Source organism: Larkinella bovis, from assembly GCF_042655385.1.
GTDB lineage: Bacteria > Bacteroidota > Bacteroidia > Cytophagales > Spirosomataceae > Larkinella > Larkinella bovis.
In genome coordinates, this window is the sequence record NZ_JBHSMA010000009.1 from 37,688 (window position 1) to 53,487 (window position 15,800).

Sequence of the window (15,800 nt, forward strand, 5' to 3'; positions counted from 1 at the left end):
ATGAAAAAACTACACTATATTCTGCTCTCCACGGTTTTGCTGGCGCTATCATCCTGCCACGATATGCTGGAAGAACATCCGGTTGGCCTGGCCACGGCGGAAAGTTATTATTCCACGCCGAAAGGCATTGAAGACGGCCTGAAAGCCACCTACACCACCCTGCGGACGTTCTACGGTCAACAGGAAGCCTTCTTCCTGACCATCAACGGCACGGATCTGTTTACCAACGGTTTCGGGGGCGTCACCAACTTCCCGGACATCAACGACTACTCTCCCAACTTTCTGGGCACGAACGCTTTCGTCACCACGATCTGGAATAACTTTTACACCGGCATTAACCAGGCCAACGCCGTCATCGGTCGCGCGCCGAACGTGGCCGGACTGAGCGATGCCGAGAAAAACCGGATTATCGGCGAAGCCCGCTTCCTGCGTGCCTTGTATTATTTCCACCTGGTGCAGCAGTTCGGCGATGTCCATTTTTCGCTGGAAGAAACCATCGGCGTGCAGACGACCGCCAAACGCACCCCGGTTTCGACCATCTACGAACAGGGCATCATTCCCGATCTGCAATACGCCATCGAACACCTGCCCGCCAAAGCCACCCAGTACGGACGCGTAACCAAACCGGCCTCCGAAGCCCTGCTGGCGCGGGTTCAACTCACGCGGGGCAACTGGGCTGAAGCCGAGCGGCTGGCGAACCAGGTGATCAAAAGCTACGGTTTTCAACTGGTCAAACCGTACGCCCGGTTGTGGGATATTGATAACGACGTCAACTCGGAAGTAATCTGGTCTGTGCAGTTTACGCCCGATCCGCTGCTGAACGGAGCCGGGAACGAAAGTCACCTGTTTTTTATCTGGGATTATACCTTCAACCCGACGATGGTGCGGGACATTGAGAATGGGCGTCCGTACCAGCGGTTTATGCCGACCAACTACCTCATCAAACTGTTCGACCCGAGCAAAGACGCCCGCTGGGACGGTTCATTTAAAACCGTCTGGAAAGCCAACCGGACCGGGGTCATCAACGGCAAGAACGTAGCTGTGGGCGATACCTCCATCAAAATTGTGACCTATCCAGTAGCGGATGCCGTCAAAAATGCCGCGCCCTACTGGCTCATCGATTTTAAAGATCGCTGGGTGGGCAACATCAACAATACGGAAATTGGCGGGATGTCCCGGCGGTATTTTCCCGTTCTGAAAAAATACCTGGACCCGCTGCGCACCAGTGTCAATGCCACCGACGGTCGCCGGGACTTTTTCGTCATCCGATTGGCCGAGCTGTATTTGATTGCCGGGGAAGCCGCCTGGCGTCAGAACAAACCCGCCGACGCGGCCGCTTATCTGAACGTCATCCGGAGCCGGGCCGCGATGGCCGGGAAAGAAAAACAGATGGAAATCACGGCCTCCGATGTGAACCTGGATTTTATTCTGGATGAGCGTGGGCGCGAACTCGTGGGTGAAATGGATCGTTGGTACGACCTGAAACGTACGGGTCAGTTGCTCGAACGGGTGAAAAAATACAACCTGGATGCGGCTGTCAACATCAAGGAAATGCACCTGGTTCGGCCCATCCCGCAAACCCAGATTGACCGCGTGACGAATCCGGGCGACTTTTTACAAAATCCGGGTTACTAAAGTAAAAACCGGACGGAATTATTCTTTCCCGTACCATGAGCCGACTAAAAATTCAACTTATTATCGTATTAGCCGTAGCCGGGTTAACGGCTCTGTCGATGGGCCTGACCAGCGCCCTCCAGGAGCCGCCCGCGCCGGAACGTCCGAACGTGCTTTTTATCTGCGTGGATGACCTGCGGCCGGATTTGCGCTGCTACGGCAATCCGGTCATTCATTCCCCGAACCTGGATCAACTCGCCAAACAGTCGACCCTGTTCACGCGCCAGTATGTCACCCAGCCGACCTGCGGTGCTTCGCGGTATAGTCTGCTCACCGGGCGGCTTCCCCGCAACCCCGTGGATATCAAGAACGAGGCCATTGAAAAGCAGATTGCCGGAAAGCCGCGCACCGAGGTTCCCGAAACGTTCATCGATAACCTGCGCCGGAATGGCTACTACACGGTGGGTATGGGCAAAATCAGTCACTCGCCCGACGGCTACGTCTACGGCTACCGGGAGGCCAAAAGCAATCAGCTGGAGTTGCCGCACAGTTGGGATGAAATGCTGTTTGACGCCGGCCAATGGGGCACGGGCTGGAACGCGTTTTTTGCGTACAGCGACGGCTCCAACCGCCAGAGCCGGAATGCACAGGTCAAACCGTACGAAGGAAGTGAGGTCGATGACGAAGGTTACCCCGACGGTCTGACGGCAAAACTGGCCGTTTCCAAACTGAAAGAACTGGCGACAAAAAAGCAGCCGTTCTTTCTGGGCGTCGGTTTTTTCAAACCGCACCTGCCCTTCAATGCGCCGAAGAAATACTGGGACCTGTACGACGAAACCAACATCCCGCTGACGCCCTCGCCCACGGTTCCGAAGAACGTCAATCCGGCCAGCTTACACCCCAGCAACGAGTTTAACCAATACGCGCTGGGTGACGAACAGGCTTCGCTCGACAAACCGGTTTCGGACGCCTACGCCCGCAAACTGCGCCACGCCTATTACGCAGCCGTCAGCTATACCGACGCGCAGATTGGCAAAGTGCTGGACGAACTGAAACGCCAGGGACTCGACAAAAACACCATTGTGGTGGTCTGGAGTGATCACGGCTGGCACCTGGGCGACTACCGGGTGTGGGGTAAACACACGATTTTTGAACAATCACTGCGGAGTGTGTTGATGGTAAAAAAACCGGGTAGTCAAACCGGCGCGGTTCGGGACGAGATCGTGAGCTCGATTGACATTTACCCCACGCTGATGGAATTATGCGGGGTGAAAAGCCCGGCCCAAACCGACGGCAAGAGTTTCGCCAGTTTGCTCGACAAGGGCAAAAAACCGTGGGATAACGTGGCGTATGGGTATTACCGGCGCGGCATCACGATCCGGACCGACCGCTACCGCCTGACGCGCTACTTCCGGGACCAGCAACCCACGGTGGAGCTCTATGATCATCAGACCGATCCGCACGAAAACCAGAACATTGCCGATGCCTACCCGGACGTGGTGAAACAGTTAATGCCACGCTGGGATCAAGGCAACACCCACGTATTCAAGTAATCATAAAAAACGAATCATGCCCAGAATTCTGATCTATCTACTCCTGATAACCGGCCTTCACGGGATCGCAAAGGCGCAAAACCGTCCAAAACCGTCGGCCCAGCGCCCCAATATCATCTTCATTCTGGCCGACGACCTGGGCTACGGCGACGTGGGTTTCAACGGGCAGAAACTGATTAAAACACCGAACATCGACCGTCTGGCGGCCGAAGGCATGCGCTTTACGCAGTTTTACGCCGGAACGTCGGTCTGTGCGCCCTCCCGCTCGTCGCTCATGACTGGACAGCATACCGGCCACACCTACATCCGGGGCAACAAGGGGGTCAAACCCGAAGGCCAGCAACCGATTGCGGACTCGGTGGTTACGGTAGCAGAAATCCTCCAGAAAGCGGGCTACACCACGGCGGCCTTCGGCAAGTGGGGGCTGGGGCCGGTGGGCTCCGAGGGCGACCCCAACAAGCAGGGCTTCGACCGGTTTTACGGCTATAACTGCCAGAGCCTGGCCCACCGCTATTACCCCAACCACCTCTGGAACAACAGTGAAAAGATTGTTCTGAAAGAAAATGAGAACCTGACGCAAACGAAACAATACGCCCCGGATCTGATCCAGCAACAGACGCTGGATTTCATCAAAGGCAGTGACTCGAACAAACCGTTTTTCCTGTTTGTGCCCTCTATCCTGCCCCACGCCGAACTGCTGGTCCCTAACGACAGTATTTTTGAGTATTACAAAGGCAAGTTTGCCGAAAAACCACACAAGGGGGAAGATTATGGCCCGGGTGCCCGGGAGGGTGGTTACGCATCGCAGGCATATCCGCACGCGGCCTTTGCCGCCATGGTAACCCGGCTCGATCTGTACGTCGGGCAGATTCTGGCAACGCTGAAAGAAAAAGGACTGGATCAGAACACGCTGGTAATTTTTTCCAGCGATAACGGTCCCCACCACGAAGGCGGGGCCGATCCGACTTTCTTCAACAGCGGGGGCGGTTTTCGGGGTTTCAAACGCGACCTCTACGAAGGCGGTATTCGGGAACCCATGATTGCCCGCTGGCCGGGGACCATCAAACCGGGCACGAAAAATGATCACGTCGGCGCCTTCTGGGATCTGCTGCCCACCTTTGCCGAGCTGGCCGGAGCCACCCCCCCCGCCAGTATCGACGGGATTTCGTTTGCCCCTGCGCTGACGGGTAAAGGCACCCAGAAAAAGCACCAGTACCTCTACTGGGAATTCCACGAGCAGGGCGGTAAGCAGGCCGTTCGACAGGGCAACTGGAAAGCCGTCCGGCTGAACGCGGCCACCCAGCCCAACGGGCCGGTCGAACTGTACGATTTGTCGAAAGATCCGGCCGAAAAGACGAATCTGGCCGCCCAGCAACCGGCCAAAGCGGCTGAACTGGGGCGGCTGATGAACCAGTCCCACGTGGCTTCGGCCCTGTTCCCGTTCGGTTCGGAGGGGCGGTAAGCAGCCTGGCCTTCTACGCGCTTTCCTGTCCTGGTAGCTCCCGAGCCGAACAAGCTGCGGTTTCCGGCTTCCAGCCAGTTGAGGAGGGCACGGTTCGAACCATGCCCTCCATCGATCTCAGCACCGCTGGGGTAGGGTTCTTCTTCTGCAGCCCAGCCGCACTCATGATTTGCCTCGCCTGGCAATATCCATCCTGCGCAACATCGTGTTCCAGTCAGGCCTTTTGCACGAATGATCTCCGTTGGCCGATAGTCCTTCGATGGTAGTGCTAAGCCCATACGACAGGAACCAACCGCATTGCCAACCTCATGAATCGTACAGGCTCCGCACTGGGCGATTCCGCAGCCGTAGTTGGGGCCGCCTGAATCGGGATGGTCCCGCAGGGCCAACGCATAGACGCCGTCAGATCGATGTCTATCCGCCTGATTTTGCCGTTGATCTTTCGAGTGAATATTTCTACCGTTACAGGGGTTAATTCGGTATGATTTTGTTCAGCTTCTATCGCTCAATACGGGGCGATCCGGTTTCTCCTGAAAATGAATGGTATACATAGTACGAATATTTCTACCATTTTTACTGGCACAAAAAGAATTGATTTCCTCAAACCCTCACAACAAGGCGGGGCTTGCGTGAACAGCTTCACCAATTGCCAGCAACGAGGTAAGTCTACCGCCCGAAACCATAAAAGCGCAGGTTTCCACCTGCGCCATTTCTCCTTTTCAGGTATCACTTACTCAACGGAAAGAAGAAAGAGAAAAGAGGTGATACCTAACTCATTAACCATGTTTCTTTTCTCTTTCTTCGGATGATCTACGCCAATTTACGGCTTTACCACTTTCACCGTCATGGTTTTCTGTCCGCTGCTCACCCGCAGCAGATACAAGCCTCCCGGTTTGTCCTGCACCGAAAACGTCTGCCGCTCCACGGGTTTGGCCACTTCAAGCTGCCGCTGGCTCACCAGCCGACCACTCCCATCCTCTAGCTGCAACCGCAGCGACTGGCCTTCCGCCCCCCGGATCTCCACCTCGACCTGATCCGTAACCGGATTACCCAACACCCTCACCTGCAGCTCCGAACCCGCTTCTGCCGACAAGCGGGCCGGGCTATTACACGTCAGCGGTTTGCCCGAATCCTTCAAATCGTAGCTCGATCCCAGCACCCGCGCCCGGATCGAGCGCGTCACTCCATCCTTCAATGCCACCGGAACCTCAAAACTGTAGGCATGTGCCCCGTTGCCTTTCCCCGCATTCAAGAGATCCACCCGGTAGATATTCGCCACTGTGCTGCCCCAAACCGTGCTGCCGGTGTAAAACTCCACCGACACCGGCGTGTTGGGTTTGTTCCGGTCCCACACCCACCCCCGGATCGTGCCGCACTCCACCTTGTCCAGATACCCTTCAAAGCTGCCCGTCACCGGCGTGCTGGCCGCCGGATGCACCGTCAAATTGAAGCTTACCGAGTTGGTCGCTCCCGGCTCATCGGTCGCCGAATAACTCAGCACAAACACCCCGCTCTGGGTGGGCGTACCGCTGAGTTGCCGCGTGGCGCTGGTGAAGCTTAAACCGGTCGGCAAGGTGATGAGTCCGTAACTGAGCGTACTGCCTTCCGGATCGGTGAACACCGGCAACACCGTGCTGAAAGCCACCCCCTGCTGGGCCGTCAGGGCCGACACCGTCGGGGCCACGGGCTGTTTGTTGGGGGGCGAGGTCGTTCCTCCGGCACAGATTAAAGCTTTGGGCGAATCTTTCAGAAAGAAACTGCTGCCCGCCACCCGCGCCGACAAATAGTGCACCTGCCCATCCTTGAGCGATTCGGGAATGTTCCAGCGGAAGGCGTGGATGCCGTTGCCCTTGCCGGCATCTTTCAGATCCTGGCGGAACTCGTTGGCGGGGATGGTAGCCAGCCAGGTGGGTCCATCGAGAATATCGACACTCTGGACGGTATTGGGCTTGCCCCGATCCCAGGTCCAGCCCCGGAAGGTGCCGCAGTCGGCCCCGTAAATAAAGCCGTCGAAGTTGCCGCTGACCGGTGCGGGAATCACCGTCACCTCAAACGGGCTTGGGGGACTCGAACAGCCTTCGAACTGGCACAATACACTGTAGGAGAAGGTGCCCGTTGCGCTCGTTGGCACCGAAACGGTGGGTTGACTTCCGGTGTAGGCTCCACTCCAGACCAGGGTGCCCGCACAGCCTTCGGCTGTCAGGCTGACGAAGGGGGTATTCTGGAGGATGGTCAGACTGGTGGCACTGGTGGCGGTGGGGCTGCTGGAAAGGATGGGAGCGGCCAGGGCTTGTTTGACCGTCACGGTGGCCGTGGCCGTGGCCCAGCAGCCCAGGGTGGTGCCGGTGACCGAAACCGGGCCGCTGGTGGCTACCGTCAGGGAGGCTGCGGTGGATTGGTCGCTCCAGCGGTAGGTAGTGGCGCCCGCAGCCGTCAGGGTGGTGGTTTCCCCCGCGCAGAGGGTCCGACTACCCGGGTTGATGGTGACCACCGGCACAGGGTTAACCGTGAGATTAAAGGCGGTGGTGGTCAGCGACTCACAGGCGGTAGTGAGCACCAGTACATAACTGCCCGCATCGTGGGTCTGCACCCCGGTGAGGCTGAGGGTGGCGGTGGTCTGGGCGGGCGTCAGGGGGCTATTGTCCTTGAACCACTGGTAGGTGATGGTGGTGGTGGCGGTGGCAGCCACGGGCACGGTGATGGTGCTCCCAGCGCAGACGGTGGATGCCGCCCCCGGGGGCTGGGTGATGGCCAGATCCTGGCCTGAAAATTGCTGAACTTGAAGTTCGAGGGCGCCGATGTCGATGCGTCCGCCGTAAAAGCGCGGGTTGCCGTCCAAGTCGGTGGTGCCGCTGGTGGCGGTGGTGCTGTTGGGATCACCCGCATTGACGGCGGGTGAACAGGGTGTCAGTTGGAGATTGGTTTCACTGGCAAAGGGCCGGGTAGTGGCCGTCAGGTTGCCATCGCCGGAGTAGCGCGTTACCGTTTCTTCAAACAAACAGTTCGTGGCAGTGAGAGAAAATCCGCCGAAGGTGTTTGCCCCGCCATTCCCCCAGAACAGGCTGTTGATGGCTTGTAATATCGCCAGACTAGAACCAATGATCCGGACAGCTCCTCCTGCATAAGCGGAATTATCCACAAACGTACAGTTAGTGCTGATGAGAAAGGTACTTGGAACCGGGTGGTTTAAGCTCAGTCCGATGGCGCCGCCTTCTCCAATGGTTGAATTACCCTGAAACAGGCAATTGACGAAGGGGAAGATCGGAAGGCCGTATGCTAAAGAGGTATAAACGGCTCCTCCCCGGGATCCCGTATTCTCAGCGACATACGCGAGATTGTCGATAAAACTACAGTTGGATACCTGGGGGGAGGCATCAGAATTAGACATCCCCCCCCCACTGCCAGCTTTGTTGCCCCGAAACGAGCAGTTGCGGATCACCGGCCGGCAGGAGCGCCCTCGATTACTGATCCCTCCCCCTGCAGAATAATCCGCATTCCCTCCGCTCACCACAAACCCATCCAGGATGGCCGATTCGCCCAGGGTGATGTTATAATTAATTATCACATGGTACGTATTGTCATCCCGGTTGCCCGGCTCCCCAATGTCGCCACTGAGGGTGGTGGAGGAGGGCTGGCTGTGGGTGATGGAGGGGCGCTGGCTGAGGGCGGTTTCAGTACCCAAAAAACCGCCGTAGATGCCCACGTGGTCGCGCATGGTAAAGCTGATGGTGCGGTCGGTGCCGGTGGTGGGTTTATAGACTCCGGCGGCCACCCAGACCTGCACCGTTTGGTCCTGGTGATCTTGCCAGTAGGTGCTGGCGGTTTCGATGGCGGTTTGCAACTGGGTGCCCGGATAGGCAGCCGCCCAGCTGCTGCCGTCGTTGGCCCCCGAACCGGTGGGGGTGACGTAAAATACTTTCTGGCTCCAGGCCGGAAAACTCAGCAGCAGCGCTGCCAGTAGGAATAGGCTGAGGATACGTAAATTGTGGAACATAGAACCGGGGTGTTTAGAGGATAAAACCTGCCCCAAAGTTCCGCAGCGGTTTGCAGACCGATTGTTAATCCTGTACCAAAAGCTGTTAATCCTGTGCCAGCTTCCGGTTTTTTACGTGTTTTTGGGGCTTTTTTCGAAAAAAGCCAGTCGTCAGGAAAAGCGGCTCCGATTCATACGACAATGGCCAGGTCTTATGATACCTGGTTCTCGACAAATTCGGAGGGTGTCATTCGGTAGAGTTCCCGGAAGCAGCGCGTAAAGTAAGAATGGCTTTCGAAGCCGACCATCGTGGCCGTTTCCGAAACCGTGTATCCCTGCCGAAGCAACTGCGTCGCCCGCTTCAGCCGGTAATTCCGAATGAACTGATTGGCGGGCAAATCCGTCAATACTTTCACTTTACGGTATAGATTGGTGCGGCTCAAACCGGACAGTTCGGCCAATTGATCAACTCCAAACAATGAATCATCCAGGGCCGTTTCCAACAGTTGATAGAGCTTATTTAAAAATGGATCGATCCGTTCGGCAACGGGTAGCGTGATGAGTGTCGCCGGACTGATCAGCGAAGCCCGCAATTTTTCCCGGAGTAGCCGACGCAGTTCGAGCTGATTCCGCACCCGCAATTGCAATTCGGAGACCAAAAACGGTTTGGTCAGGTAATCATCGGCTCCCAGCGAAAGCCCTTCCAGGCGGTTTTCCGTCGTCGATTTGGCGGTGAGCAGAATCACGGGAATATGGCTGGTGGTGTCGGACTCCTTAATTTTTTGGCAAAGCTCAAACCCATCCATCACCGGCATCAGCACATCGGAAATGATCAGTTCGGGCATTCGTTCCAGCGCGATTTTCAAGCCCTCAGCTCCGTTTGAAGCCCGGTGAACCTGGTAGAGGGGCGTCAGACTTTCCGTAATAAAATCGGCCAGTTCGTCATTGTCTTCCACCACCAACAGCTGCGGCTGATCATCGCTGAACAACACCGGGGACCGGGAAGTATCGTTCTCAGTCTTCAACGGGCCAAAACTCACCGAAATCGATTCGGTCCAGGCTTTGTTTTCTTCGTCGGATTTTGCCCGGCGATAAGGCAGAAAAACCGTAATGCTTGTTCCCGTACCCGGTTCACTCGTTATCAAAATCCGGCCCTGTTGCAGATGGACCAGTTCTTTCACCAACGCCAGTCCGATTCCGGACCCTTCATACCCTCGGGTTGAAGTGGGATCGACCTGGTAAAACCGGTCAAAAATGGCCGATTGCTGTTCTTTCGGAATACCAATACCCGTGTCCGACACCCGAAGCACAAACGCAGAGGAAATTTGATCCGCATCGGTTTCACTCAGATGCACTTCAATCTCGCCCCCCTCCGGCGTAAATTTCAAGGCATTCGAAACCAGATTGTACACAATCCGTTCCAGTAAGGCGGGATCGAACACAAACGCACCGGACGTCGAGTCCCGGAAAACAAGCCGAATGGATTTGCGTTCCGCAAAATCCCGAAACGTCCTGACCAGTTGCCCGACGACCTCCCCCGGACTGCCTACGCGTTCCTCGACGTTCATGGCCTGGGCGTCCAGTTTCGACAAATCCATCAACTGATTGATCAACTGCAGCAACTGCCGGGCATTGCGGTGAACGGAAGCCAGCCGGTGAACGTATTTTGTGCCGTCCAGTTCGCGGATCAAGCTTTCCATCGGCGACAGAATCAGGGTCAGCGGAGTCCGGAATTCGTGGGTAATGTTAGTAAAAAACCGGGTTTTCATTTCGTCCACTACCTTGAGTTGTTCCGCTTCCTTACGCCGAATTTCGACTTCCCGCTGTTTGATTTCAACGGATTGCCGAAGTTGCAGCCGGTTGCGGTAAATGCGCAGAAAAACGTACACCAACCCGATCAGCAGCAAACCGTAAATCACATACGCCCACCAGGTGGCCCACCACGGCGGCAGAATCGTAATCGAAAGCCGGCGAACCTCCCGGCTCCAGATTCCGGACGTATTGGACGCATTGACCAGAAACCGGTATTGTCCCGGTCGCAGGCCCGTATAAACCGCCACCGGTCGCTCGGAAATAACCCAGTCCTGATCCAGCCCTTCCAGTCGGTAGCGATACCGGTTTTTAGTGGATTTATTAAATTGCAATGCCGCAAATTCCAGATTCAAAAAGTTCTGGTCATGGTGCAGGCGCAGGCGGGTAAGTGTCTGCTCCGGCAATTCGCCCAGCGGAGAGCCGGGACCGGGTCGAACGGTCTGGTTATTGATCTGAAGTCCCGTCAGTTCGACCGCGGGCTGGTAGGTATCGTCCGTGATCCGGTGCGGGTGAAAAGCCGTGACCCCTTCAAGCCCGCCCATGATGATGCGGTCGTTGGGCAATTGTAAAAAATGAAACCGGTTAAATTCTTCGGCCAAAACGCCGTCCTGGGTGCCGTAATTCCGGAACGTGAACGTGCGCCGATCCAGCCGGCCGATTCCTTTGTTGGTACCGATCCAGATGCTGCCCGTCCGATCCGGAATGGCGGAATACACCACGTTGTTGGGCAAGCCATCTGCCACCGTAAACGGCCGGACCTGGCCCGTTCGTTTGTCAAACCGGCCCAGCCCGCCCCCGAAGGTACCGAACCATAACCAATTCGGCTCAAGAGGATCGGCAAACAGGCAGAACATCGCATCGCTGTTGAGGGAGGCCGGATTGCCGGGCTGGTGCCCAAACCGCCGGACCTGGCCCGTCACCCGATCAACTCTGTACAGACCGTGCGACTCCGTGGCCAGCCACAACGCCTGCTGGTCAACCACCAATTGCTGAATATCGGAACCGACCGAAAACCGGAACGGAAACGCCTGCCAGCGCTGCTGCGCTTCGTCGAACCAGGCCGCCCGGGTTTTATAAACCGTCCAGATACGTCCGTTCGGATCGGCCGCCAGCGGCACATACGTACTTTCTTCGGGTTCGGCGGGCGGGCGGATCGTTTGTAGTTCTTTCGTATGCAGGTTCAGGCGGTAAAACGGTTGCCCGCGATTGAACCAAAGCAACCCTTTTCCATCGAGGGCGTACCGAAAATGATACGCATCCGTGCTCGCCGGAAACCGCGGAACCAGGGCCGCCGGAATACCCAACTGGCGCACCAGCACGTCGGTACAGAAATCCTGCTGGTAGGGATACCGTTCAAAACCGCTCACCGACAGATCGTATTTGCGGACCCCCGCTCCGTTGGTGCCGATCCACAACACATCCGAGCGGTCGACAAAAAGGCTCTTGGCGGTAATGCCCTGCGTCAACTCGGGCAGGTGCTGCAAACCGGATTGTTCGTTAAAGCGAAAAATCCGGTTCAGCCACAGCAGATAATCGTTGCCCCGGCTATCGGATGTAAACCGGGCCTCCCACCAAACCTTATCATTCAGGACGGGAAGCGGATACACACGAACGTGCCCTGTTTTGGTATGCAGGAGCGTCAAATGACGGCGGGAATGGATCAGCAGATCCCCATTTTTACGCACTAGCAGACGGCCCAGAACCGGGTCCGGGAGCATGTTGCCGGATGCTACCGGATAGTGAATAAATTCCCCGCGACGCTCATCAAACCGATCGAGTCCCTGGTCGGTCGCCACCCAGATATTGCCCTGAAAGTCTTCCTTGACATCCCGGACCGTGTTGTTGCGGAGTGAATTCGGATGGTCGGTGTGTTGAAACCGGCGGTACTGATTCGTGCGGAGGTCCCAGCACACCAGCCCGTTGTTTCGCATCAGCAGCCAGACGCGCCCCCGGCGATCGGGGCAAATGTCCCAGAGGGTGTCGCGTCCGAAATGACGCCGATAGAACGGTTCGAGGGTAATATTCCGGAACGTTTCACTAACCGGTTCCAGCACGTCCATTTTGTTCTGCTCACTCTTGATCCAGAGCTGGCCCTGCCGGTCGAGGGTCAGGTTATAGACATCGGGAAAGGAAAGGGCGGTTTGGGCGGAGGAAGCTACCTGAAAAACCCGAAAACGCTGCCCATCGTACCGGCACAACCCGTCGCGGGTCGCCATCCAGATAAACCCCTGCCGGTCCTGAACAATGGAAGAGACAAACGACTGGGGTAAGCCCTGCCGTTCCGTCAATTCTTCCGCAGCCGGAAGGGCAATCGACTGAGCGGCCAATTCGGACACGACTCCGTGCATGATAAGAACAAAAACAAAGCAAAAGAAATGTCGCCCGGGCAGAAGTCGCATTGAGTATCAATTACATTACTGCACATTCAAAAATGCAAAATATGATCTAGTTCGGTGAATACACAAACAAAAGAATGAATAAAATGCCATTTTTTCCAGGTCAAATTGACGTCCGCCCTTTCTCACCGTCGGAGAGGCAAACTGTCTGACAATTAATTACCAAACACCGCCCCCTTCATCGCATCGTTCACGTTAAGATAGTAAAAAGTTCCTTGGATTGCCTCCGCAGCGAGTAACCCGCCCCGGTTAACCGGCTTTTTCCGTTGTTGGTGAGATTCCCTACTTGATAACCCATGAACCGCAGACATTTTCTGGCCCTGGCCGCCGGAGCTTCCGCGCTGGCCAGCCGACCCGCCCTGGCCCAGACGAAGGAGGCCCCAATCCCGATTATCGACACCCACATCCACCTGTTTGACCCGACGCGCCCCGAGGGGGTTCCGTGGCCGGCCAAAACCGATGGGCTTCTGTACCAGCCCGCCCTGCCCGACCGGTACCGCGCGATTGCCGGGCCGCTGGGCGTGGTGGGCGCCGTGGTCGTGGAAGCCAGCCCCTGGCTCGAAGACAACCAGTGGGTGCTTGATGTGGCCACGAAGGACCCGATCATTGTCGGTGTCATCGGTAATCTGGAACCGGGTAAGCCGGAATTTTCGCAACAGCTCGAACGCTTCACGCGCAATCCGCTGTTTCGTGGCATTCGGTACGGGAACCTCTGGAACCGCGACCTAATCCAACAACTAACGACCCCCCGCTTCGTTGCGGACCTTGGCTTGCTGGCCCAGGCCGGGCTGGTCCTGGATACGGCGAACCCTAACCCGGCGCTGCTGGCTGCGGTGGTGCGGCTCACGGATCGGGTCCCGACCCTGCGGGTGGTCATCGACCACCTGCCCCAACTGACCCTGGCCCGGGATGCCACCGCCCGGAAAGTGTACGAAGCCGACCTGCAGGAGCTCGGGCAGCGCCCCCAGGTGTACGTGAAGATTTCCGAAGTTCTGCGCCGGGAGGATGGCCGCATTCCCCGGGAACTGAGTTTTTACCGGGCAGGGCTGGACGAACTTGTGGACCGGTTCGGGGAAAACCGCTTGCTGTACGGCAGCGATTGGCCCAACAGCGATCGCTGGCTGCCGTTTGACGCCGGTTTAAGGCTGGTACGGGATTACTTCACCACAAAAGGACCAACCGTGGCCGAAAAGTATTTCTGGAAAAACTCGGTAGCTGCGTACCACTGGCAAAAGCGTGACTCTTCCCAACCGGGATAGCGCCAATGCCTGCGATCTGCCTTTCAATCAAGCTAGCCGTAACCAATCCTTCTTCAACTGAATAATGCTCGGTAAGCGGACTGCTATAAGGCTCAATGAACGACCCATTCATGTTTCAATCCTTCTTCAACTGGATAATGCTCGGTAAGGATCGTTGTCGTAACGGACGTCGTTCGGGAAAATAACGTTTCAATCCTTCTTCAACTGGATAATGCTCGGTAAGAATTAGTCCGGATTATGATGTGCTAATGCTGACCATGTTTCAATCCTTCTTCAACTGGATAATGCTCGGTAAGCCGTCAGGCTTGTTAAGGCTTTCGTAAAGAAGACTTTAGCCGCTATACCCCTTCGCTCTTTTTGGGTTTCACAATACGTTAAATAACGGTTTTTATCCATAATCAACCCCTTTTTCCGAAAACATAGATACCTTAAAATCAGCAACTTGAAGATCTTTTTCGCCAGCATCGGAATAAATTCCCACCCGCGAACGCCTTTGGTAAGGCAGGGTGGTAGCACAAGTTAGTTTCCGCGCTTTATATTTCGTGGCTTCTGGCTAAAATTTTAATCCCTACACCGGTCAATCGCATCGGCCACCCTCCAAATACCCTGTCGTTTGGCCACTTCGCCGACTTGATGGCGGCTTTGGGTGTCGTCCCAACTCCGCGTTACCGGCCGAGCCACAATGAAATCATCAAAAAATAGGTCGCCGAAAACCGGATCAGGGCTCCCAAAAACGGCCCTTCGCTCCGGTTGCCCATCGACGCTGTTAGGTTCGAAACGATCGACGGTACGCGTTAGGCGTCGTTCCCTGCATTTTTTTAAACGAACGGTTAAAATAAGAAACATTGCCATAGCCACTTTCATAGGCAACCTGGGTAACGGACAAATCGGATTGTTGCAACAACTGACAGGCAAATCCGACCCGAATTTCATTCAGGAATTCGGAAAATGTTCGCTGGGTCAGGGCTTTGAAAAACCGGCAAAACGAGTGAAGCTGCAAACCGGCAACAGCCGCAGCTTCTTCGAGCGTGATCGGTTGCCGGAAATGGTCCTGAAGAAAGTGCATCAGCCGCGATACCCGGCTTTGGGAAGTGCCAATATAGGAAATCAGCAACGATTCGGGGTTGAGCCACCGAACTTCCGAACTGGTTTTCAGCACCTCCAGCACCTCCAGAAAAGAACTCATCAGGGGCAAATCCGACTGGCCGGGCATCGCCATCAGCAACTGCACCAACTGCTCCCGGGTTGACCCGGTCAGGCAAAGCCCCCGGGCCGACTGCCGGAAAAAATCAGCCAGTGACTGCGTATCCGTAAACGGTCGGAGGTGGTTCAGGACCACTTCCGGATTGATGTATAACGCCAGCGACCGGGCTTCTGTGGCCGTTTCCGGCTGAACCGCGTGACTATACCAGACGTGCGGAACGTTCGGGCCGATGAAGGTCAGATCACCTGCGTCAAACTGCTCGATGGAACCCCCAATAATTCGGGTGCCCGAACCCGACACCACGTAAACCAACTGGCATTCCGGGTGAAAGTGAAAATCCGTTGAGAACCGGGATCGCACAATTTCCCGAAACACAAAGGGTTTTTGCGTAGTGGCGAAATCAGGAAGTAGGGCATAAATCGGCTTCATGGCGGCAAACCGGGTTCGTGAAATGCAAATATAGTACTGAAAATTATCAACCAATAACTGGTTCAAGCCCCCTTATCTCCCCTATTTTTGCACTATTC

Annotated in this window: 7 protein-coding genes; 4 read left to right on the forward strand and 3 right to left on the reverse strand. The window is 56.1% G+C overall.

The window, feature by feature from the left end:
• From ACFPMF_RS21570 to ACFPMF_RS21580, 3 genes are read left to right on the forward strand one after another with little or no spacing between them, the layout of a single operon-like run.
• On the forward strand, window positions 1-1,635 hold the full coding sequence (locus ACFPMF_RS21570; RefSeq protein WP_379848937.1) for a RagB/SusD family nutrient uptake outer membrane protein: 1,635 nt from the start codon (window positions 1-3) through the stop codon (window positions 1,633-1,635).
• A gap of 35 nt (window positions 1,636-1,670) precedes the next feature.
• A complete protein-coding gene (locus tag ACFPMF_RS21575; RefSeq protein WP_379848939.1) occupies window positions 1,671-3,167 on the forward strand; it encodes a sulfatase in 1,497 nt (498 codons plus the stop codon).
• A gap of 16 nt (window positions 3,168-3,183) precedes the next feature.
• The gene (locus ACFPMF_RS21580; RefSeq protein ID WP_379848941.1) at window positions 3,184-4,629 is read left to right on the forward strand and encodes an arylsulfatase; all 1,446 of its coding nucleotides are present in this window, start codon (window positions 3,184-3,186) and stop codon (window positions 4,627-4,629) included.
• A gap of 820 nt (window positions 4,630-5,449) precedes the next feature.
• On the opposite strand, the gene ACFPMF_RS21585 is transcribed toward ACFPMF_RS21580, so the two are convergent.
• Both ACFPMF_RS21585 and ACFPMF_RS21590 read right to left on the reverse strand, forming a co-directional pair.
• Complete coding sequence (locus ACFPMF_RS21585) at window positions 5,450-8,623, reverse strand: putative Ig domain-containing protein (protein ID WP_379848943.1); 3,174 nt, start codon at window positions 8,621-8,623, stop codon at window positions 5,450-5,452.
• Window positions 8,624-8,814: 191 nt separating this feature from the next.
• Complete coding sequence (locus ACFPMF_RS21590) at window positions 8,815-12,762, reverse strand: hybrid sensor histidine kinase/response regulator transcription factor (RefSeq protein WP_379848945.1); 3,948 nt, start codon at window positions 12,760-12,762, stop codon at window positions 8,815-8,817.
• A 344-nt stretch (window positions 12,763-13,106) separates the two neighbouring features.
• Here ACFPMF_RS21590 and ACFPMF_RS21595 point away from each other — a divergent pair, with 344 nt between their 5' ends.
• On the forward strand, window positions 13,107-14,069 hold the full coding sequence (locus ACFPMF_RS21595) for an amidohydrolase family protein (RefSeq protein WP_379848947.1): 963 nt from the start codon (window positions 13,107-13,109) through the stop codon (window positions 14,067-14,069).
• 766 nt (window positions 14,070-14,835) lie between these two features.
• Here ACFPMF_RS21595 and ACFPMF_RS21600 read toward each other — a convergent pair.
• Complete coding sequence (locus tag ACFPMF_RS21600; RefSeq protein WP_379848949.1) at window positions 14,836-15,702, reverse strand: helix-turn-helix domain-containing protein; 867 nt, start codon at window positions 15,700-15,702, stop codon at window positions 14,836-14,838.
• Between the last annotated feature and the right edge of the window lie 98 nt (window positions 15,703-15,800).